Origin of the sequence: Streptomyces sp. NPDC051913 (genome assembly GCF_044593635.1) — a bacterium.
Lineage (GTDB): Bacteria > Actinomycetota > Actinomycetes > Streptomycetales > Streptomycetaceae > Streptomyces.
Window position 1 is genome coordinate 15,537 of sequence record NZ_JBIUCI010000033.1, and the last position, 26,687, is coordinate 42,223.

Annotated in this window: 25 protein-coding genes, 1 tRNA gene and 2 pseudogenes; 18 read left to right on the forward strand and 10 right to left on the reverse strand. The window is 69.9% G+C overall.

Annotated features, from left to right (window positions below; genetic code table 11):
• Positions 1 to 17: 17 nt before the first annotated feature.
• A pseudogene (locus tag ACIHIX_RS46365) lies at positions 18 to 101 on the forward strand (epoxide hydrolase); the annotation flags it as partial.
• Between the two features lie 112 nt (positions 102 to 213).
• On the opposite strand, the gene ACIHIX_RS46370 reads toward ACIHIX_RS46365, so the two are convergent.
• Positions 214 to 627 carry a VOC family protein gene (locus tag ACIHIX_RS46370; protein WP_399966711.1) on the reverse strand — a complete coding sequence of 138 codons (414 nt, stop codon included), beginning with the start codon at positions 625 to 627 and terminating at the stop codon, positions 214 to 216.
• Positions 624 to 1,208, reverse strand: coding sequence for a dihydrofolate reductase family protein (locus ACIHIX_RS46375; protein WP_399966712.1), 585 nt, complete (start codon positions 1,206 to 1,208; stop codon positions 624 to 626). The genes ACIHIX_RS46370 and ACIHIX_RS46375 overlap by 4 nt, the downstream gene beginning before the upstream one ends.
• Before the next feature lie 140 nt (positions 1,209 to 1,348).
• Here ACIHIX_RS46375 and ACIHIX_RS46380 point away from each other — a divergent pair.
• From ACIHIX_RS46380 to ACIHIX_RS46395, 4 genes are all read left to right on the forward strand, one after another.
• A tRNA-Asp gene (locus tag ACIHIX_RS46380) sits at positions 1,349 to 1,428 on the forward strand.
• Between the two features lie 402 nt (positions 1,429 to 1,830).
• Positions 1,831 to 2,379, forward strand: a complete 549-nt coding sequence (locus ACIHIX_RS46385; protein WP_399966713.1) for an AAA family ATPase — start codon at positions 1,831 to 1,833, stop codon at positions 2,377 to 2,379.
• Positions 2,380 to 2,516: 137 nt separating this feature from the next.
• Positions 2,517 to 3,383 (forward strand): hypothetical protein, encoded by an 867-nt coding sequence (locus tag ACIHIX_RS46390; RefSeq protein WP_399966714.1) that lies wholly within the window; start codon positions 2,517 to 2,519, stop codon positions 3,381 to 3,383.
• Positions 3,384 to 3,494: 111 nt separating this feature from the next.
• Complete coding sequence (locus ACIHIX_RS46395) at positions 3,495 to 4,352, forward strand: hypothetical protein (RefSeq protein WP_399966715.1); 858 nt, start codon at positions 3,495 to 3,497, stop codon at positions 4,350 to 4,352.
• 25 nt (positions 4,353 to 4,377) lie between these two features.
• On the opposite strand, the gene ACIHIX_RS46400 is transcribed toward ACIHIX_RS46395, so the two are convergent.
• On the reverse strand, positions 4,378 to 7,353 hold the full coding sequence (locus tag ACIHIX_RS46400) for an AAA family ATPase (protein WP_399966716.1): 2,976 nt from the start codon (positions 7,351 to 7,353) through the stop codon (positions 4,378 to 4,380).
• 550 nt (positions 7,354 to 7,903) lie between these two features.
• Here ACIHIX_RS46400 and ACIHIX_RS46405 point away from each other — a divergent pair.
• The 6 genes from ACIHIX_RS46405 to ACIHIX_RS46430 all read left to right on the forward strand — a co-directional run bounded on the left by ACIHIX_RS46405 (position 7,904) and on the right by ACIHIX_RS46430 (position 13,546).
• The gene (locus ACIHIX_RS46405) at positions 7,904 to 9,145 is read left to right on the forward strand and encodes an RNA-guided endonuclease InsQ/TnpB family protein (protein ID WP_399966717.1); all 1,242 of its coding nucleotides are present in this window, start codon (positions 7,904 to 7,906) and stop codon (positions 9,143 to 9,145) included.
• Between the two features lie 350 nt (positions 9,146 to 9,495).
• Positions 9,496 to 11,139 (forward strand): hypothetical protein, encoded by a 1,644-nt coding sequence (locus ACIHIX_RS46410; RefSeq protein ID WP_399966718.1) that lies wholly within the window; start codon positions 9,496 to 9,498, stop codon positions 11,137 to 11,139.
• 36 nt (positions 11,140 to 11,175) lie between these two features.
• Positions 11,176 to 11,487: a hypothetical protein gene (locus ACIHIX_RS46415; RefSeq protein WP_399966719.1), complete on the forward strand. Its 312-nt coding sequence runs from the start codon at positions 11,176 to 11,178 to the stop codon at positions 11,485 to 11,487.
• A gap of 102 nt (positions 11,488 to 11,589) precedes the next feature.
• Complete coding sequence (locus tag ACIHIX_RS46420; RefSeq protein ID WP_399966720.1) at positions 11,590 to 12,447, forward strand: DUF1963 domain-containing protein; 858 nt, start codon at positions 11,590 to 11,592, stop codon at positions 12,445 to 12,447.
• Positions 12,448 to 12,696: 249 nt separating this feature from the next.
• Positions 12,697 to 13,143 (forward strand): DUF6325 family protein, encoded by a 447-nt coding sequence (locus ACIHIX_RS46425; protein ID WP_399966742.1) that lies wholly within the window; start codon positions 12,697 to 12,699, stop codon positions 13,141 to 13,143.
• A 100-nt stretch (positions 13,144 to 13,243) separates the two neighbouring features.
• Positions 13,244 to 13,546, forward strand: a complete 303-nt coding sequence (locus ACIHIX_RS46430; protein ID WP_399966721.1) for an SHOCT domain-containing protein — start codon at positions 13,244 to 13,246, stop codon at positions 13,544 to 13,546.
• 70 nt (positions 13,547 to 13,616) lie between these two features.
• On the opposite strand, the gene ACIHIX_RS46435 is transcribed toward ACIHIX_RS46430, so the two are convergent.
• Positions 13,617 to 13,871: an amphi-Trp domain-containing protein gene (locus ACIHIX_RS46435; protein WP_399966722.1), complete on the reverse strand. Its 255-nt coding sequence runs from the start codon at positions 13,869 to 13,871 to the stop codon at positions 13,617 to 13,619.
• A gap of 303 nt (positions 13,872 to 14,174) precedes the next feature.
• Here ACIHIX_RS46435 and ACIHIX_RS46440 point away from each other — a divergent pair, with 303 nt between their 5' ends.
• Positions 14,175 to 15,557, forward strand: a complete 1,383-nt coding sequence (locus ACIHIX_RS46440; protein ID WP_399966723.1) for a DUF2252 domain-containing protein — start codon at positions 14,175 to 14,177, stop codon at positions 15,555 to 15,557.
• A gap of 87 nt (positions 15,558 to 15,644) precedes the next feature.
• On the opposite strand, the gene vanX is transcribed toward ACIHIX_RS46440, so the two are convergent.
• The 3 genes from vanX to ACIHIX_RS46455 are packed head-to-tail and all read right to left on the reverse strand — an operon-like array spanning position 15,645 to position 18,317.
• Positions 15,645 to 16,271 (reverse strand): D-Ala-D-Ala dipeptidase VanX, encoded by a 627-nt coding sequence (vanX, locus tag ACIHIX_RS46445; protein ID WP_399966743.1) that lies wholly within the window; start codon positions 16,269 to 16,271, stop codon positions 15,645 to 15,647.
• Positions 16,272 to 16,276: 5 nt separating this feature from the next.
• On the reverse strand, positions 16,277 to 17,335 hold the full coding sequence (vanA-Sc, locus tag ACIHIX_RS46450; protein ID WP_399966724.1) for a D-alanine--(R)-lactate ligase VanA-Sc: 1,059 nt from the start codon (positions 17,333 to 17,335) through the stop codon (positions 16,277 to 16,279).
• Positions 17,328 to 18,317: a D-isomer specific 2-hydroxyacid dehydrogenase family protein gene (locus ACIHIX_RS46455; RefSeq protein ID WP_399966725.1), complete on the reverse strand. Its 990-nt coding sequence runs from the start codon at positions 18,315 to 18,317 to the stop codon at positions 17,328 to 17,330. Before ACIHIX_RS46455 ends, vanA-Sc begins: the two co-directional genes overlap by 8 nt.
• Before the next feature lie 127 nt (positions 18,318 to 18,444).
• Here ACIHIX_RS46455 and murF point away from each other — a divergent pair, with 127 nt between their 5' ends.
• Positions 18,445 to 19,791, forward strand: a complete 1,347-nt coding sequence (gene murF, locus ACIHIX_RS46460; RefSeq protein WP_399966726.1) for a UDP-N-acetylmuramoyl-tripeptide--D-alanyl-D-alanine ligase — start codon at positions 18,445 to 18,447, stop codon at positions 19,789 to 19,791.
• Between the two features lies 1 nt (position 19,792).
• On the opposite strand, the gene ACIHIX_RS46465 is transcribed toward murF, so the two are convergent.
• Positions 19,793 to 20,950: a lipid II:glycine glycyltransferase FemX gene (locus tag ACIHIX_RS46465; RefSeq protein WP_399966727.1), complete on the reverse strand. Its 1,158-nt coding sequence runs from the start codon at positions 20,948 to 20,950 to the stop codon at positions 19,793 to 19,795.
• 263 nt (positions 20,951 to 21,213) lie between these two features.
• Between ACIHIX_RS46465 and ACIHIX_RS46470 the strand changes: the two genes are divergently transcribed.
• The gene (locus tag ACIHIX_RS46470) at positions 21,214 to 22,119 is read left to right on the forward strand and encodes an alpha/beta fold hydrolase (protein WP_399966744.1); all 906 of its coding nucleotides are present in this window, start codon (positions 21,214 to 21,216) and stop codon (positions 22,117 to 22,119) included.
• A gap of 80 nt (positions 22,120 to 22,199) precedes the next feature.
• Entirely contained in the window at positions 22,200 to 22,583 is a 384-nt protein-coding gene (locus ACIHIX_RS46475) for a VOC family protein (protein WP_399966728.1), read from the forward strand.
• Between the two features lie 45 nt (positions 22,584 to 22,628).
• On the opposite strand, the gene ACIHIX_RS46480 is transcribed toward ACIHIX_RS46475, so the two are convergent.
• Positions 22,629 to 23,198: a TetR/AcrR family transcriptional regulator gene (locus ACIHIX_RS46480; protein ID WP_399966729.1), complete on the reverse strand. Its 570-nt coding sequence runs from the start codon at positions 23,196 to 23,198 to the stop codon at positions 22,629 to 22,631.
• A 148-nt stretch (positions 23,199 to 23,346) separates the two neighbouring features.
• Here ACIHIX_RS46480 and ACIHIX_RS46485 point away from each other — a divergent pair, with 148 nt between their 5' ends.
• The 3 genes from ACIHIX_RS46485 to ACIHIX_RS46495 all read left to right on the forward strand — a co-directional run bounded on the left by ACIHIX_RS46485 (position 23,347) and on the right by ACIHIX_RS46495 (position 26,218).
• Positions 23,347 to 24,816 (forward strand): MFS transporter, encoded by a 1,470-nt coding sequence (locus ACIHIX_RS46485; RefSeq protein WP_399966730.1) that lies wholly within the window; start codon positions 23,347 to 23,349, stop codon positions 24,814 to 24,816.
• A 78-nt stretch (positions 24,817 to 24,894) separates the two neighbouring features.
• Positions 24,895 to 25,803 carry a virginiamycin B lyase gene (locus ACIHIX_RS46490; protein WP_399966731.1) on the forward strand — a complete coding sequence of 303 codons (909 nt, stop codon included), beginning with the start codon at positions 24,895 to 24,897 and terminating at the stop codon, positions 25,801 to 25,803.
• A gap of 67 nt (positions 25,804 to 25,870) precedes the next feature.
• Positions 25,871 to 26,218, forward strand: coding sequence for a YciI family protein (locus ACIHIX_RS46495; RefSeq protein WP_399966732.1), 348 nt, complete (start codon positions 25,871 to 25,873; stop codon positions 26,216 to 26,218).
• A gap of 81 nt (positions 26,219 to 26,299) precedes the next feature.
• On the opposite strand, the pseudogene ACIHIX_RS46500 reads toward ACIHIX_RS46495, so the two are convergent.
• Positions 26,300 to 26,554 (reverse strand): annotated as a pseudogene (locus tag ACIHIX_RS46500) (sigma-70 family RNA polymerase sigma factor); the annotation flags it as partial.
• Between the last annotated feature and the right edge of the window lie 133 nt (positions 26,555 to 26,687).

The window sequence follows — 26,687 nt, forward strand, 5'->3', positions numbered from 1 at the left end:
GGAGGGGCGGCATCGCGCATTTCCCTTCGCTGGAGGTTCCCGAGTATTTCGTCAAGGATCTGCGAGAAGGACTCGCGGCAGTACTGGCCGCTCCTCGGTGAACGCGCCCGGGTGCCGGCGCGCGATGACCGCCCGGTCCGGTGCACCTTCCATCATCGTGAGTTTCATGGGGAGTTGCATCGGGAGTTGCACCGAACGTCTGCGGTCCGCTCCTCAGGCGAAGTCTGCTGCGGTGATGCCGTCGGGATGTCCGGACGGCCACTCCACCAGCTCGATCCGGTAGCCGTCCGGGTCTGTGAGCCATGACGTCTTCGGGCCATGAGGGCCACCCGGGTACTGGAGGGGTTCGGGCCTCAGACCGGCTTCGGTCAGCGTCTCCAGGGTGGTGGCGAGACCCTCCACCTGAATCGCGAGGTGGTCGAAGCCGGTGCCGACGTCGACCGGTCCGGCGCCGGGGCGGTGTACCAGTTCGAGCGAGGCCGCTGGTTCTTCGGGGAACTTGAGGATCACGAGGCGGGCCCCGTCGCCGATCTCGACCCTGCCCAGTTCGGTGTAGCCCAGGGCGGTGTAGAAGCCGAGCGAGCGGTCCAGGTCGGTGACGCGGTAGGAGACGAAGAGCGTCTTCACGCGGCCTCCTCGGGGCGATGCACCAGATAGCGCAGATGCGTCACGTCGCGGTCCTCAAGCCGTCGGACCAGGTCGAGTTCGATGTGATCGCCACCCAGGTGGTCGAACAGCCGTCGGCCGCCGCCGAGGAGGACCGGAACCAGGTGGATCTCCATCTCGTCCAGCTGGCCGGCTCGGAGAAGCGCTTGGGCCGCCCCGGCCCCGTGGACCATGACCGGCCGGTGCCCGGCGGCTGCGCGTGCCTGACGGGCGCAGTCCTCAACGTCGGTGACGAAACGCGCGTGGCCTGGTGGGACGTCCCCGTCATCCACCTGGTGAGTGAGTACGAAGATCGGCACGCCGTCATGGTGATCGCCTCGCCAGCGCCCGGCGAGTTCGAAGGTCCGACGGCCGGAGATCAGCGCACCGGTCGCCAGTGCCTCGCGATAGACCTGGCCGCTGGGACCGTCGGACTCCCGGTCGTCGAGCCAGTTGAAGAGCCGTCCGCCATCGCGTCCGAGCTCCTGGCCTGGCCGATCGTCAGGGCCGGCGATATAGCCGTCGAGCGACATCGACATGTAGAGCCGAATCGGATTGTTCATCCTGGTCTCCCTCTCTCCTCGGTGAGGAAAGACTTCAGTCAACCGGCGAACTCATCGGTCCGGCGCGCCGTTCGGCGTCCGGGCGGGGCCCCTTCGGGAGCACCCAAAAAGGGGTGCGTTGATGGATCAGGCCGTCTACGGTTGGCGTTGTTCAGGTGCGAAGGCTGCGGGTACTTCTCCTGTCAAGAGGGTGACGCGGGTTCGAATCCCGCCGCCGGCCCCGGCCGGTGTCGTCCAGCGGCCCAGGACGCCAACGTCGCCGCCGCCGACCTTGATCTCTGAACACCACGGCACGAGCCGCCCGCCACGGGGGAAAACCGGCGGGCGGCTTCGTCGTGCCTGTCCAGGTGGGTCGGCTAGGGTGAAGGCATGTGTTGCTGCGCCGCCATGACCACCCGCACCGCCGCTTAGCGGCGGTAACCGCGGTTGCCCATCACCGCGGCCTCGTTGACGGTCCCGGCCGGGGCCGGTGTCACGACGTACCGCCGGATCAGAGTCCCGTCGGCAGCCACTCGCTCATCGCTGTGCTGCCGGGCCATCCTGCCTGATCAGGGGTGTCATGTCTCAGCCGCAGCGCTTCGGTGCACCACACACCAGTACGGGACCACGTCCCCTCGCCCGCATGCCGCAGGATCCACCTGCCGCCACGCTGTTCTTGATGGTCGGGCTCCCCGGAACCGGGAAGACCACCCGGGCCAAAGAGCTCGCCGTGACCCGTCGGGCACTGCGACTGACGCCGGACGACTGGATGATCCCGCTGTTCGGGGATTCGATGGCCGAGGGAAAGCGCTGGGTGCTGGAAGGGCGGCTCATCTCGGTCGCCCTCCAGGCGCTGCGACTGGGGACCAACGTGGTGCTCGACTACGGCCTCTGGGGCCGTGATGAGCGTTCGGCACTGCGATGGCTGGCACGCGCGGCCGGGGCGGCATGTGAGGTGGTCTATGTGCGCGTGGACAAGGAGGTCCAGCTCGCCCGTATCGCGCATCGCCAGGCGACGGCGCCGCATCAGACGTTTCCCATGAGTGAGGCCGACGTGGAGCAATGGCGGGAGCAGTTCGAGGTGCCCGGCGCCGCGGAAATCGCCGGGGGCGAGATCCCCGCCCCGCCGAAGGGGTGGCAGGGCTGGCCGGAGTGGGCGGTGGACCACTGGCCTTCGTGCACCGACACCTGAGGTGGACGCCGCCGATACGGCCTTCGGTCCTGCGTCACGGGACCCCTACGTACATGGAATACGTACTCCTACCGACGTGTTCCCGGCATCCATGTCATTTCCTTGTGTGCATGACGACACCGGGTGGGGGAGCGCAGATGCCGAAGAGTGTCCGGCACGCTGTCATGACGAAGCGGTCCGCTCCGTCTGTCGTCGCAGCGCTCACCTTGGTCGGTCTGTTCACCGCGGGGTGCTCGGGCGGCGGCGACGACACCTCCGCGTACGAGAGTCCGAGCCAGAGCGCGACGGAGGTCACCGAGTCGCCGACGCCGTCCCTGACTCCCCCGTATCCGACCGGAGCGTCGGGCTGCCATGACAACAAGGGGTGGACGACGGCGGAGTCCGTGGACTGGGTGAAGCTCGACGTCGACACTCCCAAGCAGAACTCGGGTTCTGGTGATCTGGAGTTCTCCAGCATGCCGGGATACCTCGGACCGCTCTGTCACAAGATCACCGTGCAGGTCGAGTTCTGGAAGCTGGTGTACGGCGTCGCGGACGGCGGCGACGGCGAGTCACTCTCGGACGGGACGCGGCCCGACTACTACTTCGACCTTCGCCGTGTGAAGCGCGTCGAGTTGCGGGCGGACGCCAGCAGTGAGCGAAAGATCGCCCTGCCCAAGTCCCTGTACGCGAAGGATCGCAGTCCCTGTGTGGGCGCCCTGCTCACGATCACCGTGGGCAAGCCGCTCAAGAGCAAGGAACTGCCCAAGGAGGTCGAGGTCGGCGGGACCCAGGACATCTGGGATCGCGACACGGTCGAGTTCCGCTCGAAGCGGGTCGCCGACTACGAGCTCTCCCAGCCCTCGGCGCCGCAGGTGTGCAGTCCGGACGGCAGGCCCACCGCGGACCCGGCCGATGTGCCGCCTCCGAGCGCCGAGCCGACGGACCTGTATCCGACGGGCCTCTACCCGTCGCCGAGCTACAGCTTCGACCTCGACGACATCCTCCGCTCCCCCACGCCCTGAGCGAGCGTTGCCCCGCGGGAGTCCGAGCGGGCATCCGACCTTCTCATCACATCAACAGGCCCTGCCGGCAGGGCAGTCCGACCGGACACCGACCTCACCATGGGGAACCGCATGCGCATGCGCACCACCGCCACCGTCCTCACCAGCGCCGTCGTCGTCTCGGCGCTCGCCCTCCCGGGCGCCGCGCAGGCAGCACAGCGTCCGGGGGCGGCGACGCCTCTCGGCGCCTTCGCCTCCGGCGGCGTCGAGCCGCAGGACGCGCTGGGCGGGACCACCTTCTCGGACGGCGTCGTCAACGGCGGCAAGGACATCGTCCTCGGAGTGACGGGCAAGAAGGCCGTTCCCGTCACCTTCAGCGCCTTCGACGCGGAAGGCGTCGCCCTCACCCAGGCGTTCCTGTGGCAGGGCACCGACAGTTCGAGCACGGACACCATCACCGGCTCGTTCCAGTCGGACGACGACCCCGTGTGCACGGAGTCACCGGCCGAGGGCGGCTGGAGCTACAACTGCAAGGCGGTCTTCACCATCGACCCCGCGGTCGCCTTCAAGGACGGCAACGGCACCGCCGGTACCTGGAAGCTCTTCCTCGGCGCCTACGACCTGTACGCCAACGCCAGTTACGACGACGACGTCACCAGGACCCGGTTCAAGCGGGCCGCGAAACTCACCGCCAACGCCTCCCCCGAGCCGGTGAAGAAGGGCAAGACCATCACGGTCACGGGCAAGCTGAGCCGCGCCAACTGGACGACGGGCAAGTACGCGGGCTATTCGACCCAGCCCGTGAAGCTGCAGTTCCGCAAGAAGGGCAGCAGCACCTACACCACCGTCAAAACCGTCAAGACGAACTCGACGGGGAACCTGAGCACCACCGTCAAGGCCACCTCTGACGGGTACTACCGGTTCGCCTTCGCGGGCACCGCCACCACCGGCTCCGCGACGGCCACCGGCGACTTCATCGACGTCAAATAGGCGGCCCCGCCCGCCCTGGTTGGGGTCAGTCCTGATCCGGCCTGGCGTCCACGAAGCGGTTTCCGGTGCGGCGGCGGGCCATCAGTGTGGCCAGGGCGGTGCGGGAGGAGACCCCGGTCTTGCGGAAGGCGCGCGAGACATGGGTGTCGACGGTGCGCCGGCTGACGTAGAGCCGGTCGGCGATGGCCTGGCTGGTGAGTCCCTGGGCCACCAGCTCGGCTATCTCCCGTTCCCTGGCGGTCAGGGTGGCGAGCCGTTCGGCGAGTTCGGCGCGGTCCGGGGAGCCGTACGCGGTCTCGGATCCGCCGTCGGGCGGGCGGGTGGCGTCGGCGAGGGCCACCAGCATGCCGCTGCCGCCCGCCTCGGCGAGCCGTCGGCCTCTCAGCCAGGCGAGCGTGCCGTCGCGGGCGCGGCCCGCCGCCGTTTCCAGCGGGGCGCCGAGCAGCAGGGAGAGGGCTTCCCAGAAGACCGCGCCGCAGCGGGCGCTCTCCGTCGCGGCCTGGGCGAACAGGTCCGCCGCCGCGGCCGTGTCCCCCTGCGCCAGCGGCAGATGGGCGGTGCTGCGCAGCGCGGAGGCCCGTTGCATCGGCAGTCCGAGCTGTTCCGCTTCCTTGCGGGCCTGTTCGGCCCGCTCACGGGCCTCCTCGGATCGGCCCGTGACCAGTGCGGCGGTGACCAGGATCTCCAGGTACAGCGGCCGCATCGAGGGCTGGATCCGGTGCAGTTCGGGGCCGCCCGCCTGGAGCAGCGCGTCCCTGGCGCCGACCGGATCTCCGGCCATGAGCGACGCCCAGCCGAAGATGCACCAGGCGGTGGAGGCCCACCAGTTCACCCCGGTTCCGGCCGCGGCCACCGCCTCCTCGGCGACGGCGCGGGGACGCGGATCGCCCGGCGGGCAGGAGGCGACGAGTGCGGAGGCCTTGCTCGCCAGCGCGAACGTGAGGAGCTGGTCGCTGCCGATGCCGCGGGAGATGTCCTCCGCCAGGTCGGCGAGTTCCACCGCGGAGGAGACGCGGCAGGTCTGCACCCGGACATGGGACAGACAGAGCAGCAGATGAGGCATGACGTAGAGCTGGCCGCTGCGGCGGGCGATGTCGAGGCCGCGCTCGGCGTGCCGCTCCGCGTCCGGGTAGTGCTCCAGGAAGGCCTCCGCCCAGCCGAGCCTGGCGAGCGGTTCGCACAGGGCGGTGAGGTCGTTGTCGGGCAGCGAGTCGACCAGGGCGGCGGCCTGCCGGGCCAGTTCGTGCGCCGCGCTCATGTTGCCCTCGTACGCCTCCCCCAGGGCGGCGACCGCGAGGAGGCCCGCCTCACCGGCCTCGTTGCCCATCGACCGGGCCGCCGCGAGGGCCGCCTCGACCTCGGCGCGGACCTGGGGGTAGGAGGTGCCGGTGCCCTGGGGCGCGGCCGAGCCGAGTTCCAGGCCGAGCCGGACGACATCGGCCGGTGCGGGGTCGCGGGCCAGTTCGCGGCGCAGCAGGGCGACGGCCTCGGTGCAGCGCCCCAGGTGGCGCTCCACCAGCGCGCACAGCACGACCGCGCGCACCCTGAGGTCGTGGTCCTCGTCGGTGGCGTGGCCATCGGACGACCGGGACGGGGTGGCTATGAGTTCCTGGAGCAGGTCGCGGCTCTCGCGCAGTCCTCCGCACGCGGCCAGGGCATGGGCTCGCCGCAGCGTCAACTCGCGCCGTCGTGGGGCGTGTTCGACGGTGTGCGGAAGGTGGCGGAGCGCCACGTCGAGCCAGTGGGCGCAACTCGCCGGGGCCGTGCGGGCTGTTCGTGCGGCGGCCTCGTCGAGTACGGCCACCGCCGCCGGGTCCCAGGCGGTCAGCGACCGCTCCACATGGTGGGCCCGCTCGGCGGCGGAGGCACCGGCGAGGGCCAGCTCCTCGGCGGCGAGCCGGTGGATGTCCACGCGTCTCGAGAAGGGTGTGCGCTCGTGGACGAGGGTGCGGACGACCGGATGCCGCAGGGTCAACAGGCCCTGCGGGTCGGAGCGCAGCAGATCGCGGTGGGTGAGGGTGTCGACGTCGTCGGTGAACGCGGTGCCGGAGCGGCCGGTCACCCGGCCCAGCATCGCCGGGGTGGCATGCTCTCCCAGCACCGCGACGGCCTCTACGATGCCGCGCTGGGAGGGGGTCAGCGCGGTGAGTTCCTCCAGCAGCAGGGCGCCGAGCCCGGGTGGCGACGAGGACTCGGACGTCGTACCCCCGCGGCGGGCCTGAAGGAGGGTCAGGAAGTACAGCGGGTTGCCCTCGCTCGCGGCGTACAGTGCGGCGGTGTCCGCGGGTGACATGCCGGGGCCGGCCAGTTCGGCGCAGTCGTGTGCGCTCAGCGGCCCCAGTCCGAGCCTGACGACCGTGCCGTCGTCGACTCCGCGGGTGAGTCTGGCGGCGAGCGACTCGGGGCTCTGGCGGTCCCGGCGGGTCACGGCCAGGACGACGGGGGCGTGCACGGCATGGCGTACGAGATGATCGAGCAGTTCCAGTGAGGCGGAGTCCGCCCAGTGCAGGTCGTCGAGGGCCAGCAGCAGCCCGGACGGGGCGGCGAGCCGGGCGAGCAGGGCCGCTGTGGAGCGGTGCAGTCCGAAGCGGTCGGCCGCGTCGCTGTGCCGAGCGGCGCTGCGTTGCAGCAGGGGTGATACGGCGTCGGCGTCCTGGAAGTCGTCCAGGGTGTGCGGGTCGAGGTCGGCGAGTGCGTCGGTGAAGACCTGGAAGGGCACCTGCTGCTCGTACTCGGTGGCTCTGCCGCGCAGTACGGTCAGGCCGCGTCGGCGCGCCCGCGCGCAGACCTCGCCGAGCAGCCTGCTCTTGCCGATGCCCGCCGCACCGGTGATGTCGACGAGCTGGGATCGGCCCGTGTCACGGCTTTCCCCGCCCCTCGTCGCAGCGCGGGCGTCGCGGGCCGCACGGTCGAGCAGTTCGTCGAACCGGGCCAGTTCAACAGACCGGCTCAGTAACGGCGCCCCGTGCCCGGTCTCCCCAACCACCCCGTCCGCCACCACAGTTACCCCCTTGTCTTGACATTCCCCTCACACATCATTCTCACCTGTTGATCGACATAACCGCCGCATCTCCGCCCCGGAACGGACGGATGTCACATCGCGGAATACGTAACCGGCCACTGAGATTCATTCGCAGCGCATCGAGCTTCAGCCCGGTGGTGAAGCGAATCTGATGGCTGCGACGCGGCGCGTCGCGGGATCTTGTCCGGCGGAGCCGGATGGTGTGTTTCTCATCCGTGGCGCGGAGCGTCGCAGGGCCGTCCCGGCGGAGCCGGCGCGATACACACTGGCCGGTTCTGCTGTTCGATGTACTCCTTGACCACGGAGAGCGGGGTGCTGGCGAAGTAGAAGCCGGACCAGAGCTTGTTAGCCCGCCATTAGTGGCGCACCAGGCCGGGAAATTCCTGGCGCAGACGGCGGCAGGAGACGCCCTTGAGGGAGTTGACCAGCTTGGTCACGGCGAACTTGCACGTGCATCACGAAAGCACAGTGACGACCAGTTCTGATCTCCTGCATCTCACCCATAACCCAAGCATCTAGGGTGACGGTCATGCAGCTCAGGTACAGCTTCCGCCTGTACCCGGACACCGGCCAACAGACTGCGTTGGCGAAGGCATTCGGGTGCGCCCGTGTCGTGTTCAACGACGCGGTCCGCGCCCGCGAGGACGCCCGAAAGGCCGATCAGCCCTTCCCCAGCGCCGCAGAGCTGTCGAAGAGGCTGATCACCGAGGCGAAGCAGACGGTGGAGCGGTCCTGGCTGGGCGAAGTGTCGGCCGTCGTGCTCCAGCAGTCCCTGCGGGACGCCGATACCGCGTACCGCAACTTCTTCGCCTCCCTCAAAGGCGAGCGCAAGGGCCCAAAGCTGGGCCCGCCCCAGTTCAAGTCCCGCAAGGACAGCCGGCAGTCGATCCGGTTCACCGCCAATGCCCGCTGGAGCATCACCGATCATGGCCGTCTGAGCCTGCCGAAGATCGGCGCGGTGAAGGTGAAATGGTCCCGGACCCTGCCCGCCACCCCCACCTCCGTCACCGTCATCAAGGACGCGGCCGGCAGGTACTTCGCCTCCTTCGTCATCGACACCGATCCCACCGCCGACGCGGCCCGGATGCCGGCAACCGGCCGCACCATCGGCATCGACCTCGGCCTCACCCACTTCGCCGTCCTCTCCGACGGCACAAAGATCGACTCCCCTCGCTTTTTACGGCGCGCGGAGAGGAAACTGAAGAAAACCCAAAAGGAGCTGTCCCGCAAGCAGAAGGGATCAAAGAACCGGGCCAAGGCCCGCCTCAAGGTCGCCCGCGTCCACGCCCAAGTGGCTGACGCACGCCGGGAGTTCCACCACCAGCTCTCCACGAAACTGATCTCCGAGAACCAAGGGATCGCCGTGGAGAACCTGTCAGTGGCGGGACTGGCCCGCACAAGGCTGGCCAAGTCCGTGCACGACGCCGGATGGGCACAGTTCATCGGCATGCTGAAGTACAAAGCAGAACGGTACGGCCGGACCCTGGTCACCATCGGCCGGTTCACGCCGACCTCCCAGACCTGCTCCACCTGCGGCGCCGTGGACGGACCCAAACCCCTCAACGTCCGGGAATGGACCTGTAGTGACTGCGGCACCGTCCACGACCGGGACCACAACGCCGCAATCAACGTGAAGACGGCCGCCGGACTGGCGGTAACGGCCTGCGGAGCGCCGGTAAGACCGGGAGCAATCCCGGCACAGCGCGAAGAAACAGGAAGCCACGGATTCCCGACCGGACACCGTGCGGCGCAGCGGCACAGCAACCGGTAGAGAAGGCCAGAATCCTCGGGCTTCAGCCCGCGGTGCAAGTCAAACGGGCCTCAGTACGCGCTTCACCATGGAGGCCCTGTACCTGTTCCAGGTGGCGGGCGGGAGGTTCCGCTGGCTGGGGCAGTTCCGGGACGCCACGGCGTGAGGAGAGCAGGCGGCAACCCGGCGACCCGGCACACGACGAGCGCCCTGACCCGAGCCGTCGCAGCCACCCTCGGCCCGCCCCTGCACGGCAGAAGCGTCTTCCACAACTCCGGGCCACGGTCCGGTCACCGTACGGCACAATCACAGCACCGGCGCTCGTGGGCGGTCGGTTCGTGGCTGTGCATGTCGGATCGCCGGGGGGCGCCGTGGGCCGGAAGAGCATTCCCGAAGGGTTCGCGCTGCGCGCCTCGGCCTTCATCGCCTGCAATCTGCTGTACCTCGCCGCCCACTTCCTTCTCTCCTGGAGTGGGTCGCTGCACGAGCAGCGGATGCTCCAGGACGCGCCCCGGCAGGCCCAGGAGCTGATCTCCGCGGCGGCCCGCCTGCGCTCGGTCGCCCACCCCGCCGGCCCCGCACTGACACAGCCGGAACGGACGGCGCTGCGGGACATCGACGCGGAGACCCGCTCCCTCCAGCATGCCGCGCCTCCCGGTCATTACCGGGCCACCCTGTCGCTGGAGTTGGCGACGGAGTCACTCGAACAGTGGCGGAGCTATCGCCGGACAGGGTCCCTGCCGAAGGATCCCTGGGCGGAGCAGGCGAGCGATCGGTGCCCCGGGAAGGCCCTGCCGACCCGAGCGGACCCGGCGTGCGATCTGGTCACCGCGGAAACCTACCTGCGCGACGTGCCGTCGGATGTCGCCGGGGAACGGCGGCGCACCGCCGCGGACGTCACCCGCAAACGCGGCGCGTTTCTGACGTGCGGCGCCGCCGCCCTGCCCTTTACTGCGAGTTGGGTGCTTCTCGCGCGGCGCCGGCGCCGGCGTGGTGTGCAGATCGCGTCCGATGTCGTGCGGATGGCCCGCGAGCTCACCCCGGTCCGCCCCTGGTGGTACCGGTCTCTCCACGGTCTGCTGACCGGCGTGGGGTACGTCCTCTTGCTGACAGGGATTTTCGGCGGAACGGCCGCCGTCACGGCGTGGAGTCTGGGCATCAACATCGGTGTCCGGGCACTGCTGTTGGTCGGCGGCCTCACGCTCGCGGTCTCCGGCTCCGTCCTCCTGCGTCACTGCCGGCCTCGGGCCCGGGTCGACCCGATCCGGGCGCTGGCCCGCGGCGGGCAGGCACCGGTGCTGTACCTGCGCAGTTTCGTGGACGACGAAGAAGCGGCTCTGACGGGTGACATCCCCCTTCCGGGGATGCTGCAGTTCGCGGGGTTCGAAACCCGCGAGGAGCTCTTCGCCACGGTCCTCGGCGCCTTCGGCCCGGTCGTGGCCGTCGGCCGACCCGACGAACGGCTTCCCCCCATGGGAGCCGTACGCCTGTACTTCCCCTCGGACACCTGGCAGTCGGCCGTGGCTCAACTGATGGAGCAGTCCCGGCTGGTGGTCATCCGCCTCGGGGAAGGCGAGCAGTTGTGGTGGGAGTTCGACCATGCCGTGCGGCATGTGCCGCCGCAGAAGGTGCTGGCCCTGCTGCCTGGCCGGCCGTTGCCGACCGGACTGACAGAGCGGCTTGACGCCTCGCTGCCGGCTCCTTCCGGCGCGGCCGACGCGGTGCACCTCAGTGGCAACGGGTGGGCGTCGGCCGTTGTGTCCTTCGATGCGCATTGGCGGGCCCAGGTGTGTCCGGTCGGTCCGCTGCCCGGGGAGAAGAGCCACCTGTCGCCCGCCCACGAGGTGGCGAAAGCCCTCCAACTCGCCCTCGCTGCGGTCGGCGTACGGCGCCGGGGGCTCGGGTATCGGATGAACACCGCCCGGCTCGCGCGCATGGGCAAGGCATTCCTGGTCATCCCGCTTCTCGCCCTGGTCGTGCACGCCGGGATGCTGATCAGCGAATTGCGACGGTGACCGACGGGAGGGGCGCGGCGCGGGTTCAATGGGTCCATGGCGCGGCGAGATCGTGTGACGAAGACCCGACCCCCCATCGGCATGCCGGCCGGCATCGTTCTGCTCGCGACGCCGGATGGGTACCGCCACAGTGTGCTCACCGAGGAAGGCGCCATGGTCTGCGGGCGCCTTGTCGACGTGCCGGCCCACGCCGATGCGTCCGAAGCACGGGCCGCTGCGGCCGCCCTGGTCGCGGCGCTCGCGCACGACTTCCACCACACTGACGTCGAAGTGACCTGGGATCCGCCTCGGCAACCCGGGTCCTGGACAGCTCGGGTCTCCGTCACGGCGGCCTCGCCGGACGCCTGACCTACGTCCGTCCCGCGAGCGGTGACCCGGCCCGCGGCACACGCCAACAACGTGCAGACCCTCGGTACGGCAGTGCCGGCGGGATCGGCCATGATGCACGGCATGTCTGATGGGCCGTACTCCGCGCTTGCCGACGCGCACCTTCCCGGCGATCTGGCTCAGCGCTGGACAGCGCTCCTGCGTCCTTGCGCACGTCTGCGCCGGGCCGACGCAGGCGAGGCGGTCGTGGCCGTTCTGGGCGGGGCCCCGCATCTGCCCGCCGGGGTCATCTGGCCCGAATGGCCCGGCCGCGGGCCCTTGTCCTTCATCGCGTCGGTGCGGTGGGCCGCTCTGCCCCAGCAGGGGCTCGGCGCGGAGTTCCCGCAGGACGGCACGCTTCTCTTCTTCTGCTTCGACGGTCAGACGCAGGCAGACGCCGTCGTGTGCGTCGACGACACCGATACCTGGGCCGGCGCACAGGTGCTGTACGTACCGGAGAACACACCCGTGTGCCCGGCTGGGACGCCACCCGTCCTGGAGCCGTACCCACGGGTCGATCTCACCGCGGAGATCGAACAGAGCGCGCCTGATCTGTGGCTGCCGCGGGCCAGACGGGCGCTGCTCGGCGACACGCGCGCCTGGCCGTCCCGCCGCCGCGACACTCCGGGCGAACTCGCGGCGTTCGTCCGCGCCTTCGCGCGCCTGCGCACCCGGATCGACCACCAGATCGGCGGTCATGCCTACCCCCTTCAGGGCCCGGTGGAGTACGACATCGCGAACGCCACTCTCGCGGAGAGGCACGAGTGGGGTGACCCGGCGCTGGACGAGGAAGCCGAACGTTGGCTTCTGCTCGCACAGTTCGCAGGCGACCACGAGACGACCATGATGTGGGGCGGCGAGGGCGCGCTCTACTGGCTCATACGCCCCGACGATCTCGCCGCGTACAGGTTCGACCAGGTCCGGCTCGTCATCCAGGCGTAGGCGTCGTCGGGACCGGCAGCAGACCCCGGGCGGATGCGGCGGGCGGTGCGGTGGCGTACGCCCACGGCCCCGGTCGTCGTCGGTGCCCTGTCCGGCACGAGGTGCGGGGGCGCCCGCCCGATGCTGGAATGGGCTGACGGAAGTCACCCCTGCGGTCGCCGACGTGCCGGCCCGGGTGCACTTGCTCCGGACGCCCCGTTGGACCGAATCCGCTTCTGGGGAGTGGTCGTGAACACAGAGCTCGACGACATGGGACCTGTCGACTACCTGGTCCTCGAATTTCCCGGCAACCGCATGACGGGAGGGGGGTTCCCCCTGCTTCTCGACCTCGTCGACCGCGGCATCATCCGCATCCTCGACCTGGTGTTCGTCCGCAAGGACGCGGACGGCTCGGTGGCCGGGCTGGAACTTCAGGAGCTCGGCGAAGGGGTCGACCTCACGGTGTTCGAGGGAGCCTCCTCAGGCCTGCTGGACCACACCGACCTTCAGGACGCCGCCGCTGCCCTGGAGGCCGACACCTCCGCCGCGATCCTGGTGTACGAGAACACCTGGGCCGCGCCGCTGGCCCGCGAGCTGCGACGCGGCGGCGCTTCGATGGTGGCCAGCGGGAGGATTCCGGTGCAGGCGCTGCTGGCGTCGCTGGAGGCGATCGAGCAGACCACGCCGCCGACGTCGAGCGGACCGGCGGCCGTCTGACGACGCCGGGCCCTCCCGGCGGGCCGCGCGCGGCCCGACCTCACGGCTGACCACGCCCCCGCTCACCCCCTTCATCACTCGACTTGGGAGATGACGCAGCATGCCAGGACTTCTTCGAGGCATCGCACGGACCGCGGTGATCTCAGGCACCGCCACCGCGGTGTCCAACCGTGTCTCCAGGCGTCAGGCCGGCCGCTGGGCAGAGCAGGAGCAGCGGCAGCCCGCTTACGAGCAGCCTGCTGCCGCCCAGCCTCCGGCTGCGCCCCCGACGCCGGCACCGTCCTCCGCGGGCGACGACATGACCAGCAAGATCGACCAGCTCAAGCAGCTCGCCGACCTCAAGGCGCAGGGAATCCTGACCGACGAGGAGATGCAGGCGCAGAAGCGCCGGATCCTCGGCTGACGGGCACCGGGAGCGGCACGACGACCGTTCGGCGGCGATGTCTGCACCGAGCGGCTCCGGCTGGCTCCCGTCAGTCCTCGCGCGCCGTCCGGTGCGGCTGTGGCGTCTGCCAGGACAGTTCGATCTCCAGGTCTATCTCGCCGTCCTCCAGCTCGACCTCCAGCTCGGTGTGGAGCTCGTCCGGGATCCGCACTGTCAGCCGACCCGGGCCGAGATCCAACTCCGCCTGGCCACCGCGCCTGAGTGCCGCTGCCACGGCCTCGAGCTGGTCGGCCGCCTCGACGCGTGACAGCGTCCGCTTCTGTTCGAATTCGAGATCGCTCACGGTGCCTCCCAGATCCTGAAGAGCGGGCGTCTTTCATTGTCACGCCGCTTCGCCGCATCGGCCCGGCGAGGCGGCGGTCGCCCGAAGTGGCGGACGTCGGCAGCCGTGGGACGCTGGGAGAAGACTCGTGAACAGGCCCATGGCCGGTAACCAGCCCGTGATGACATCCCGGGTCGGCAAAGGGGCCGCACCGCGGCCATGGCTCGCACCGTGGCCGACCGTGTCCCGGCGCGGTAATCGAACGTGCCGCCGACGGCGCCACGCCTCGCCCGAGACCCGCTCTCGCCCCAGAGGAGCCATCCCGTGTCCACGCTCCCCCGTTCCCCCGGCCGCCCGCTCGCAGGGGGCCTCGCGCCGCCCGAGGATCCCTCCGCGACTGGGCGGGCGGCGCGCGAACGCCTCCCTCTGGGTACGCACGGGGAGTGGGTCCCCTCCACCCAGCGGCGTGACCTCGTGGAGATCCTGGAAGAGGAGGCCGCGCCGCGGATCCCCGAGCTGCTGCCGTTCCGGTACAGCCGTATGACGGGTTCGTTGTCCGCCTTCTACCGGGGCACTCCCGCCGTCATGGCCGCCGACCTGGCCGGGCTTGTGGACTCCGGGCTGACCGTGCAGCTCTCGGGGGACGCGCACCTGTCCAACTTCGGCCTGTTCGCCTCCCCGGAGCGCCGACTGGTCTTCGACCTGGACGACTTCGACGAGACCCTGCCGGGCCCCTTCGAATGGGACGTCAAGCGCCTGGCCGCCAGCATCGTTGTGGCCGCGCTCGACAACGGTGCGACCCAGGAGACCGCCGCGGCCGCGGCGGCCGAGGCCGCCCATGGCTACCGTACGCATCTGGGCGAACTCGCCTCCTCCACCGAACTCGCCGTCTGGTACGAGCACATCGCGGCCGACGACCTGCTCCAGGAGGTCGGCAACTCGCTGCAGCAGGCCCGGCTGCGGCGCACCCTGGACCAGGCACGGCAGACGGACAGCGGCAAGGCCGTCGTCAAGCTCACCGAGCCCGGTCCCGACGGGCGGCCCCGTTTCGTCCACGCGCCGCCCCTGGTCGAACCGGTCGGGGAGGAGGACCGTGACACGGTGGAGCACGCCTTTGAGGACTATCGCGCCACCCTGCCGTCGGCCCAGGCCAGGCTGCTGGACCGCTTCCGCATCCTGGACGCGGCGCGCAAGGTCGTCGGTATCGGCAGTGTCGGGACCCGCTGCTGGGTCCTGCTGCTGGAGGGGCGCGTGGCGGGCGAACTCCTGCTGCTCCAGGCCAAGGAGGCGGAACCCTCCGTCCTCGCCCCTTACGTGCGGGTGCCCGTCGCCCACGAGGGACGGCGCGTGGTCGAAGGACAGCGGCTGCTTCAGGCGTTCGGTGACATCTTCCTCGGGTGGTCGACCGGGCCCACCGGACGCCACTTCTACTGGCGGCAGTTGCTCGACATGAAGGGGTCCGCGGCCGTCCAGAGCCTGTCCGACAGCCTGATGCACCAGTACGCCGGTCTCTGCGGCCGCGCGCTGGCCCGCGGCCACGCCCGCTCCGGCAACCGCGCCGCCATCGCCGCCTACCTGGGCGACGACGACTCCTTCGACCGGGCCGTCGCCGCGTTCGCCGTCGGCTACGCCCAGCAGACCCAGGACGACTACAGCACCTTCACCCAGGCCATCGCCGACGGCCGCCTGCCCTCCCTCCCTTCCTGAGCTCCCCGGGCGCACGTCCAGGTGGTCGGGCTCGTAAGGAGGCGGCTCGGGTCAGCGGCACGGGTGTGTCGTTGTCTCCCCGGCGGCCTATGTGATGGGGAAGTCGAAATAGGTGTCCGGATAGGGCTCGTTGTCGAGTGTGTAATGCCACCACTCGCGCTCGTACGCGCTGAAACCGCAGGTCTCCATGATGGACCGCAGATGCTTACGGTTGTGCGCTTCGATGGAGGTGATCCCTTGTGCGCCATGGTGCGAGACGGGGTCCATCAGGTCGTGGTCGCCGCCCATGGGGACGAGTTCGCCGGTGGTCCGGTGATACAGCGTGAGGTCGACGGTGCTGCCCCGGCTGTGGCCTGATCTGGCGGCCACATAGCCCTTGTCGAACATCTCGGTCCTGCCGATACGGGGATAGTGCCGCGACTTCGTCCGGCCGTCCTCCGGCTGCCGCGCCCAGCGCAGAAAGCAGTCGACGGCGTGCTGCGGGCGATAGGCGTCCCAGAGCAGAAGGCCGAAGCCCAGTGATGCGGCCTGCTCCCGGGCGTTCTCCAGGGCCGCGCACAGTGCCCTCGTACCGACGACTCGGTTGGCCAGATATCCGTCCACCGGTTTGCCGGTGAAGTTGTCCCATGTGGCGTACTTGGCATCCCAGCGTATGCCGGACATCAGGTCGTCCACATAGACGAAGTCGTCCTTCGTCGAATCGGTCGGCTGCATCGGCTTCATCGACTCTTCCCCGTCAAGGCGAGGGACACCACCTGGTCGATCACCTCGGAGAGCGGCAGGCCCGCGGCCGCCATCATCCTCGGATAGCGGCTGTACGAGGTCATGCCGGGGAAGGTGTTGACCTCGTTGAGGACTACTTCTCCGTCCTCCTTGAGGAACATGTCCACCCGCGAAAGACCGCGGCATCCCAACGCGCGGTACACGGTCTTGGCAGCCTCCTGGACGAGGAGCCGCGACTCTTCCGGGATGTCGGCCGGAACGATGGCCGTGGAGTTGTCGGAACCGGTCTCGGGGGTGGCTTCCTGGTGGATCCGGAAGAATCCGTGCGAGAGCGCGATACGGTCCACTTCACCCGCGACCAGATCCGAGCCGTTCCCGAGGATCGCGCAGCCGATCTCGCTGCCGACGACGGCCTCCTCGATCAGCACCTTGGGGTCGTACCGCCGTGCCGCTTCCACCGCGCTCGGGAGTTCCTCTGGTCGGGACACCTTGGTGACGCCGAAGGACGACCCCGATCGCGCCGGTTTCACGAAGACCGGATAGGAGAGTTGGGCGGTGTCGACGGTGTCGTCCGCGGTGACGGTCCAGAAGTTCGGGGTGGCGATGCCCGCGCTGCGGGCGACGACGTAGGCCAGCGATTTGTCCATGCAGAGAGCGGAGCTCTGAACGTCGCAGCCGGCGTAGGGGATGCCGGAGAGCTCCAGCAGACCCTGCATCGCGCCGTCCTCGCCGAGGGTGCCGTGCAGCACGGGCACTACGACGTCCAGTCGTGTCGTTGCGTAACTCCCCTGCTCCAGGGTGAGAAGTCCGTGCACGTCGCTGTCCGGAGACAGCACGACGGAGCGGCAGTTGCCGTTCTCCCAGTCCGCGTCGGGCCCGTCGCCGTCACCGTCACCGTCGTAGAGTTTCCAGGCTCCGTTCTTTGTGATGCCGATGTAGAAGGGGTCGTACTTCTCGGGGTCGAGGTTCCGGGCCACTTCGCGCGCGGACTTGACGGAGACGGGGTGCTCCTCGGAACGGCCCCCGAAGATGATGCCGACCTTGAGCCTAGGCATGCTGAATCCTGCTTTCGAATGTCAGGCAGTTGGTGAGGGAGTTCTCCACGGTGTCGCGCAGGGCGTGATCCGTGTAATAGGCGGTGTGCGGGCTGATGACCGCGTTCGGCAGCTCTTGCAGCCGCAACAGGGCTTTGGATTGAAGGGGATTGTCTCGGCAGTCGGCGTAGAAGATGCCTTCCTCGCCTTCGACTACGTCCAGCGCCGCGCCGGCCAGTCGGCCGCTTTCCAGTTCCTGGAGCAGGGCCTCGGTGTCGATGAGCGCGCCGCGTCCGGTGTTGACGATCAGGGCGTCGTTCTTCATCCGCGCCAGGCGCTGCCGGTTCAGCAGATGGTGGGTGGCAGCGGTGAGTGGTGCATGGAGAGTGACCAGGTCGCTGCGCCGCAGCAGTTCGTCCAGGGGAACGTATTCGACCGCGGTGGCGGGGCGGTCCGAGGGGCGATGGTCGTGGGCCAGGACGGGGCAGCCGAAGCCACGGAGCCGGTCCATGACCGCCGTTCCGATGCGGCCCGTACCGATCACGCCGACGGTCAGGTCGCGCAGTTCCTTCCCGCGTGCATCGCTCAGCCGGTAGTCGTGCATGTCGGTGCGGCGGACGAGGGATTTCGCGTCCCGTATCGCCATCAGCATGAGCATCAGCGTGTAGTCGGCGACGCTGTCCGGGGAGTAGGAGACGTTTTCGACCAAGATGCCGACGCTGACCGCGTGTTCCAGGTCGATGTGGTTGTATCCGATGCTGCGCGTGGAGATGTACATGACGCCGGCTCGACGGAGCGCACGCAGGGTGGCACGGGTGATGGGCGTTTTGTGGCCGACGCTGATGCATCGGCTGCCGGAGGCCAGTTCGGCATTGGCTTCGGACACCGGTGCGTCGGTGATGGTCGGCCGCACACCGAGGCCGGGCGCCAACTCGCGGAACAGAGCGGCTTCGTCCGGGCCGCACCCGTACATGGTGATGCGGGTCGTTTCGCTGTGGGTCATGTCTTCAGTCAAGGCGGGGTGCTGTTGCCGGAACGTATGGGTTTTTCGATATGCCCGCGATACAGCCAACTCCCTTGACTGAGCAGATGACTTACTCAATACCGGAGATGGCCTCCAGGGGGTCGGCGTGATCCCGCTCGGGCTCGGCGAGATCGCCGACATCGTCGGCGGAACGACCGAGGGTGAAAGTTCTGCGACCGTGACCGCGCCGGCCGTGCTCGACAGTCGGCAGGCCGTGCCGGGTGGCCTTTTCGTCGCCTTCGCCGGCGCGCAGGCCGATGGCCACGCCTTCGCGGAACAGGCCGGGCGGGCCGGTGCGGTGGCCGTGCTCGGCTCCCGGCCCACGCCGCTGCCCACGGTCGTCGTCGAGGACGTACGGGGTGCGCTGCAAAGGCTCGCCGCGCATGTCGTGGCCCGGCTGCGCGAGCAACTGACCGTTGTCGGGGTGACCGGCTCGCAGGGCAAGACCGGCACCAAGGACCTGCTGGCGGCCGTGCTTTCGGAAGCCGGGCCGACCATCGCCACGGTCGGCTCGTTCAACAACGAGCTCGGTGTGCCGCTCACCATGCTGCACGCCGAGGCGGCCACCCGGTTCCTCGTCCTGGAGATGGGGGCCCGCCATGTCGGAGACATCGCCGCACTCACCGGACTGGTCGCGCCCGACATCGCCGTCGTCCTCAACGTCGGGCTGGCCCACCTCGGCGAGTTCGGGTCGCGCGCCGCCATCGCCAGGACCAAGAGCGAACTGGTGCAGGGACTTGCGCCTGGCGGCACCGCCGTCCTCAACGCGGACGATCCCCGGGTGACCGCGATGCGCGCGCTCACCGACGGGCCGGTAGTGACCTTCGGCCGGGCGGCCCATGCCGACGTACGGGCACTCGACCTGACCCTCGACCGGCTCGGCCGGCCGTCCTGCACTCTGCGGACCCCCGCCGGCTCGGCTCACATCTCCCTGCCGCTCATCGGCGCCCACCAGGCACTCAACGCGTCGGCTGCCGTGGCGGCAGCGCTCGCGGCCGGTGTACCGCTCGCCCCGGCCACGGCGGCACTGGCCGGCGCCACGTTGTCCCCCTGGCGCCTGGAGTCGCGCGGCCTCGCCTGCGGTGCGACGCTGATCAACGACTCCTACAACGCCAACCCCGACTCGACCCGCGCCGCCCTGGACGCGCTGGCGGCCATCGAGGGCGGACGCCGCATCGCCGTGCTCGGCGCCATGCTCGAACTCGGCGACGACGACAGCGAGGCCGAGCACCGCGGCGTCGGGACGTACGCCGCCGCCCGGGCGGACGTGGTGGTCGCCGTCGGCGAGGTCGCCCGCCCGATCGCCGACGGCGCGGGAGCGCGGGCGCTGGTCCTGGCCGACAACGGCGCGGCCGTCCACTGGCTGCGCGACCACCTCACCACCGGTGATGTGGTCCTGGTCAAGGCGTCACGCGGGGTCCGCCTCGACGAAGTCGCCGCCGCACTGGGTTAGTTCAGCGTCCGCGCCGCCTCATGTAGAGGTCGAAGGCCCGGTAGACCATCGGTCGCAGCGGCAGGTCCCACTCGCCGACGTAGCGCACCGCCCGCCCGCCGGTACCGACCTTGAACCGGACCAGGCCGACGTGCGGGTCGTCGGCGTCGAGGGTGGGGGTGATGCCGCGCAGGTCGTAGACATCGCAGCCGGCCGTGAGGGCGTCGCGGATCATCGCCCACTGGCAGGCGTGGGAGCCGCGCACCTCGCGTTTGTCGGTGGCGGAGGCGCCGTAGGCGTACACGGCGTGGGTTCCGACGCGGACCAGGACGGTGGCGGCGGCCAAGTCGCCCTGGTGGTGGGCCAGATAGAGCGTGATGCGCTCGGGGTCCTCGGCGCTCAGCGCCGCGAACATGGTCTCGAAGTAGTGCAACGGCCGGGGTGTGAAGCGGTCGCGCTGCGCGGTGTGGACGTACAGGTCGTGGAACGCCTTGAGGTCTTCCGGGCCCCCGGCGCCGGCCGTGACCTCGACGCCTTCCTTGGCCGCCCTCCTGATGTTCCGGCGCCACTGCTGGCTCATGCCCCTGAGCAGGTCGTCCTCGGTCCTGCCCGCCAGCGGGATCTCGTACTTGAACTGTGGGTGCCCGACCCCGAACCCGTCCTGCGGGTTCTGCGGCAGCCAGCCCGCCGCCCTGAGTTCGCTGCTCACGCGAGCCCCGACCGGATCGCCCCACTGGCCGGGTAGGTCGGTCAGCCGCCGGACTTCCGGGGCGGCGATGCCCTCCTTGACCTGGGCGGCGCTCCACATGTCGGTGACCACCGGTGGGCCGAGCCGGATCGCGAACGCGCCGTGCTGTTTGAGGTGGGCCGCCAACGGATCGAGCCACGCGCCGATCTCGCCGCTCCAGTCGATGACCGGGCCCTCGGGCAGATACGCCAGCGTGAAGCGGTCGAGCCGCGGGACCGGGCGGTGCAGGACGAGCCCGGCGCCGACCAGGCGTCCACCGTGGAACCAGCCGAGGGACTCACTGCGCCACTCGGTCTTGACGCGGCCCCAGGCCGGGGTCTGCAGAAAGCTGACCGACCGCTGGGTCCGCACGAACGCCAAGTGCTCGGCGGCGCTGATCGCCCTGACGACCGGAGTCCCGGCTGCTGCTCGTACTGGTTCGCTGGAGGACATGCCGGGAGTCAAGGTGACGGGGTGTTGTCCGGGCGTATGCGGTTCTCGATACGCGGACGATATGGGTCGCCTCGTAACGTCAGTGCCGTGGGCGTGTCCTTCGCTTCCGTGTCGGAGGGTGGTGCCAGGCCCACCCCCGCCGGGGTGCTGGGCCGCTGGTTCGCCCAGCGGGCCGCTCATAGCGTCGGAGCATGACGGATGCCACGAACGACCAACGAACCGGTACTACCAGGCGGACGGCACTGCGCGGTCTGGGACTCGCGGTGGGAGGTACGGCACTGGCCGGTGGGCTCGGAACCTCACGAGCGGCGGCGGCGCCACGTCGAAGGCCCACCACCTACGTGCTGGTGCACGGTACCCACAGCGCGGGCGCGTTCTGGATGCCGATCGCGCGAGAGCTGACGCTGCGCGGCCACCGCGTCGTGATGGTGGATCAACCGCGGCACGGGGCGCAGGCCTTCGTCCCGGAGTCGTACCAGCGGCAGGACCTCGACGCGATGGCGGTCGAGCCCTCGCCGCTGAAGGGACTCGGGCTGGACGACTACGAGGCGCGCGTCACGGGTGTCGTGCGGCGGGCGGCGCACTACGGCCCGGTGGTGCTGGTCGGGCACAGCCTGGGTGGCGTATCGGTCAGCCGGGTCGGCGACGCCGTCCCGCACCTGCTTCACCACCTCTGTTACATGGCGGCCTTCTGCCCCAGCCGTACGCTGCCCACCGCTGATGCCTGCACGGCGGCACCCGAGAACGCCAACGCCGTCAGCCCGGTCGAGCTGACGGTCGGTGACCCGGACCAACTCGGGGTGCTGCGGCTGAACTTCCGGACCGGCGACAGCCGTGGACTGGCCCTCCTGAAGGAGATGATCTGCGCGGACTACCCTGACGCCGACTTCCGCCGGATTCTGGCCGGCATGCAGACCGACGAGCCCATCACCGCGTACGCGGGCCGTGCGGTCGGCCGGGCTGACAGCTGGGGGCGCGTTCCCCGCACCTACCTGCGCTTCGGTCAGGACCGGACGATCGCCACCGCGCTCCAGGACAGGATGGTCACGGAGGCCGACGCACTCACACCCGGCAACCGCTTCCGTGTGCATGACTTTCCCGAGGCGTCACACGTGGGCCCGCTGGATCCTGCCTCCGTCGCGGAGGCGCTGGACGCACTCGCGGCATGAGCGCAGCCGGGGACGAACTCACCGTCGGCTGACCGCACCTCGTCCGCGACAAGCGCGGGATCATGAGGCAGGCTGCCGGAATGAAATCTCGAACTGACGGCATGTGGTGGGGAACGGCGATCGAGGCGCCCGACCCCAGCGGCTTGGCGAGGTTCTACGCCGAACTCCTCGGCTGGCACATCGGACACGAGGAACCCGGAACCGCCATCGTCGCCGCCTCCCCGCAAGGGCCGTTCTTCGTCTTCCAGCGGGCCGAAGGCTACCGGGCTCCGGTGTGGCCACCGATCGACGGCGAACAGCGTCCCATGATGCACTTCGACTTCCAGGTCGGCGACCTGGACTCGGCGGTCTCGGAGGCCGTCGCCCTGGGCGCCACGGTGGCCGAGGAGCAGCCGCAAGACAACGTCCGAGTGCTGCTCGACCCCGCCGGCCACCCCTTCTGCCTCTGTCTCGACGAGGGATGACCGGCTCACCCACCCGTCACGCACACAACTCTTGATCCGGTGCGGTCACAGCAGCCGGTCGACCAGGCCGTCGATGTAGTCCGGCGTGAGCGGGACCATGCCGAACAGGACGCGGATGTACATCGGGGCCAGGATGTGGTCCAGCACCTCGAACGCGTCGGGTGCGTTCTCGCCGCGTTCGCGGGCACGATCGAGCATGGCCTGGAGCTGCCGGGTGCGTTCGGCGCGCAGGTCGGCGCCGGCCTGCATACCCTGCTGACCGCTGCTCGACAGGGCGACGGCCAGGTGCAGCACCGCCGGACCGTCGGGTCCGGTGATCTCGCGGGCCACCTGGGCCGCGTAGGTGCGCAGGTCACCGTCGAGGCTCCCGGTGTCGGGCATCGGCGACTGCGCGTTGAGGCGGGTGAGCGCCACCTCGGCGAGCAGGGTTTCCAGGCTGCCCCACCGTCGGTAGATGCTGCTGTCGGCCACCCCTGCGCGGGTCGCGACCTCGCCGACGGTGAAGTTGCCGTAGCCGCGCTCACCGACCAGGTCGGTGACGGCCTGGTGCACCTGTGCGCCGACACGGGCACTGCGCCCGCCGGGGCGCCGGGCTCGCTGTCCCTCATCATCCATGCCGCCACCTTAACGCAGTTATCACTTGCGTTTATGACGCGGACCTCCCTACAGTGCTCTAACGCAGCCAGCACCTGCGTTAGGAGGCTGTGCTGTACCGCCGCCCGTACCGGCCGCAGCCGGCGCGGACAACCACCGAGGGGGATCCATGGCCGTATCGCACGCGAGGCCAGACAGTCGGTCGCACCAGACCCTGCTGCTCGCCCTGACCTGCCTGGGCCAGTTCATGGTCCTGCTCGACAACACGATCGTCGGGGCGGCACTGCCCGACATGCAGCACCGGCTGCACACCCAGCTCACCGGTCTGCAGTGGATCGTCGACGCGTACGTGCTGCTGGTCGCCATGCTGCTGATGTCCGGCGGTGTCTTCGCCGACCGCTTCGGCCGCAAGCGGGTGTACCTGACCGGCGTGGTGGTGTTCACGGCCGCGTCCCTGGTCTGCGCCCTCGCGCCCACGCTCGGCTGGCTGATCGCCGGCCGGGTGCTCCAGGGCATCGGGGCCGCGGCGTTGAGCCCTGCCTCGCTCGCCCTGCTCGCCGCCGCCTATCCCGTGCCGCAGGAACGGATGAAGGCGATCGGGATGTGGGCCGGATTCAGTGGGATCGGTCTGGCCGCGGGGCCCGTGGCCGGCGGCGTGCTGACGGAAGCCTTCGGCTGGCCCGCGATCTTCCTGGTCAATCTCCCCATCGGCGTGGTCCTGGTGCTGGTCGGCCTGCGCCACCTCGACGAGTCCCGTAATCCCAACGCCCCCGCGATCGACATCCCGGGCACGGTGCTGTCGGTGCTGGCGGTGGGGTCGCTGACCTACGGACTGATCGAGGGCGGTGCACGCGGCTGGACCTCACCGGCCATCCTGGGCAGCTTCGCCGCCGCGGCGATCCTCCTCGCGGCCTTCATCGCCGTAGAAGCCCGTCGTCGCGCACCCATGCTGCCGCTGCGGCTGTTCGGGCAGCGCCTGTTCACCGTCTCCAACACCGCCATGGTCGTGGTGGGGTTCGCGCTCATGGGTTCGTCGTTCTTCTTCTCCCAGTTCTTCGTGTACGTCCAGGGCAGCTCGATCCTGCGCGCCGGCCTGCAGACCCTGCCCATGTCCCTCGCGATGGTGATCGTCAGCCCGTACGCGGGCCGGCTCGCCGCCCGGTACGGCTTCCGTGTCGTGGTCACCGTCGGTCTGGCCCTGGCCGGAGGGGGGTTGGTGGCACTGGGCATGGTGCACGCCGACACCGGTTACGGAAACGTGTGGTGGCGGCTGGCAGTCGTCGGCGTCGGCTTCGCCCTGACCCTGTCCCCCCTCACAGGCGCCGCCATCCAGGCGGTCAGCCCGCAGGAAGGCGGCCTCGCCTCAGGGGTCAGCAGTACCACCCGGCAGATCGGCGCGGTGCTCGGCGTGGCGCTGCTCGGAGTCGTCGTCCGCACCCGGCAGTCCGGCGGCGCCTCCTTCGAGACCGGCCTCAACAGCGCTTTCGTCGCGGCGGGCGCCGTCACACTCGCCACGGCCGTGTTGACCGGTCTGTGGCTGGCGAGGTCCGAACCCGCGAAAGGCCCTGCGGTGACGTACCGTTCCACCGATCCCGACACGGCCCCCTCCTCGAACGAGGCATCTGTGAAAAGCCGTTGACACCGCCGCCATCATGACCAGAGGCATGGCCCACGGCATCGCACGCATCGCCACCGAGCACGGAAACGGGAATCCCCCTTGAATCATGTGACCCAGGTGTCCATCGAAGAGCACACGGTGGGCGACAGCGGCGCAGGGCCTTACGCCCTCACCACGGGACCGGACGGCGCGCTGTGGTACACCCTCGTCCACAGCGGCCAGATCGGCCGGCTCGTCCCCGGCGAGGAGCCGACGCGTCACCGGCTCGACCCCGACAGCGGGCCGACCGTCATCGTCCCCGGCCCGGACGGAGCGCTGTGGTTCACCGAGTACCGGGCGGACCGGATCGGGCGGATCACCACGGACGGCGTGATCGACGAATTCGGCGTGCCCACGCCCGGCTGCGGGCCGTTCGGTATCGCGGCGGGGCCGGACGGCGCCCTGTGGTTCACCGAGACCGCAGCCGACCGCATCGGCCGCGTCACCGTCGACGGCAGTGTCACCGAGTTCCCGCTGCCCGTCACCGGCGCGTTCCCCTCGGCGATCACCGCCGGCGGCGACGGCGGGATGTGGTTCACCCTCAACCAGGGCAACGCCATCGGGCGGATCGCCATGGACGGTGCGGTCACGCTGTATCCCCTGCCGACCCAGGCCGCAGCGCCGGTCGGGATCGCCGCGGGCCGTGACGGAGTGCTGTGGTTCGTCGAGATCGCCGCAGGGCAGATCGGACGGATCACTCCCGACGGGAAGATCACCGAGTTCCCGCTGCCCGACCGCGCCGCCCGACCGCACGCCGTCACCCTCGACGGCGACGACGTCGTCTGGTTCACCGAATGGGGCGCCAATCGCGTCGGTTCGCTCACCTTCGACGGCTCCCTCACCGTCCACGACCTGCCCACCCCGCGCTCCGAACCGCACGGCATCACCGTCGGCCCCGACGGCGCCCTGTGGACCGCGCTGGAGATCGGCTCACTCGCCCGCGTCGCCGCAGCCGACGGCACGACCTGAACAGGCCACCCCCTCCCCCATCCGTCAACCGCAACGGTCGCCCGTGGGACGGCCGAGAGGAGTTCCCGTGAAATACGCGCTCGTGATCTTCGAGACGGACGAGTCGCGCCGCCGGATCCAGGAAGACCGGGCCGCGTACCGCAAGGAGTACGAAGGCTGGATCGGCGGACTCGCCGCGGCCGGAAAGCTGGTGGGCGGCGACGCCCTGGAGACCGAGCACACGGCTCCCACGACAGTGCGCACCGCGGCCGACGGGACGTCGACGGTGACCGACGGCCCCGCACAGGCCGGTGAGGAGACCCTCGGCGGCTGGTTCATCGTCGAGGTGACCGACCGCGAGGAAGCCCTCGAACTGGCCAAGAGCCTTCCCACCCCGGAGACCGTCGAGATCCGCCCGATCCTCGAATCCGCCTGAGCGACACCGACGACGACCCGGGCGGCACGACAGCGCCCGGCGGCCACGGGGCCGTCGCTGTCGTGCCGCCCGGCTTCGTCTCGGCACACCCAGGCCGGAGGGCAGCGGACGCCGCCCGCGCCCTTCCAGCGCGGTCAGGCACACGTTGGTCGCGATCCGGTACAGCCATGTCCGCACCGACGCGCGTGCGGGGTCGTAGCGCTCACGAGCCTTCCACGCGCGCAGCAACGTCTCCTGCACCAGGTCCTCGGCGTCGTGCACCGAACCCGTCATCCGGTAGCAGAAGGCCACCAACTCACTGCGGTACGGCTCGAGATCCACAGGTTCATCATGCATGCGGCACACCCGTCGTCGAACCGTCTGGCTGCATGCACGGTATCGAGGCTGACGTCGGACTTATCGCCCCTGGCGGGGGCGAAGTGCGACGTCAGGGGTTGAAAACGGGCGGGTCCAGCGGTTGTTTCTGGCG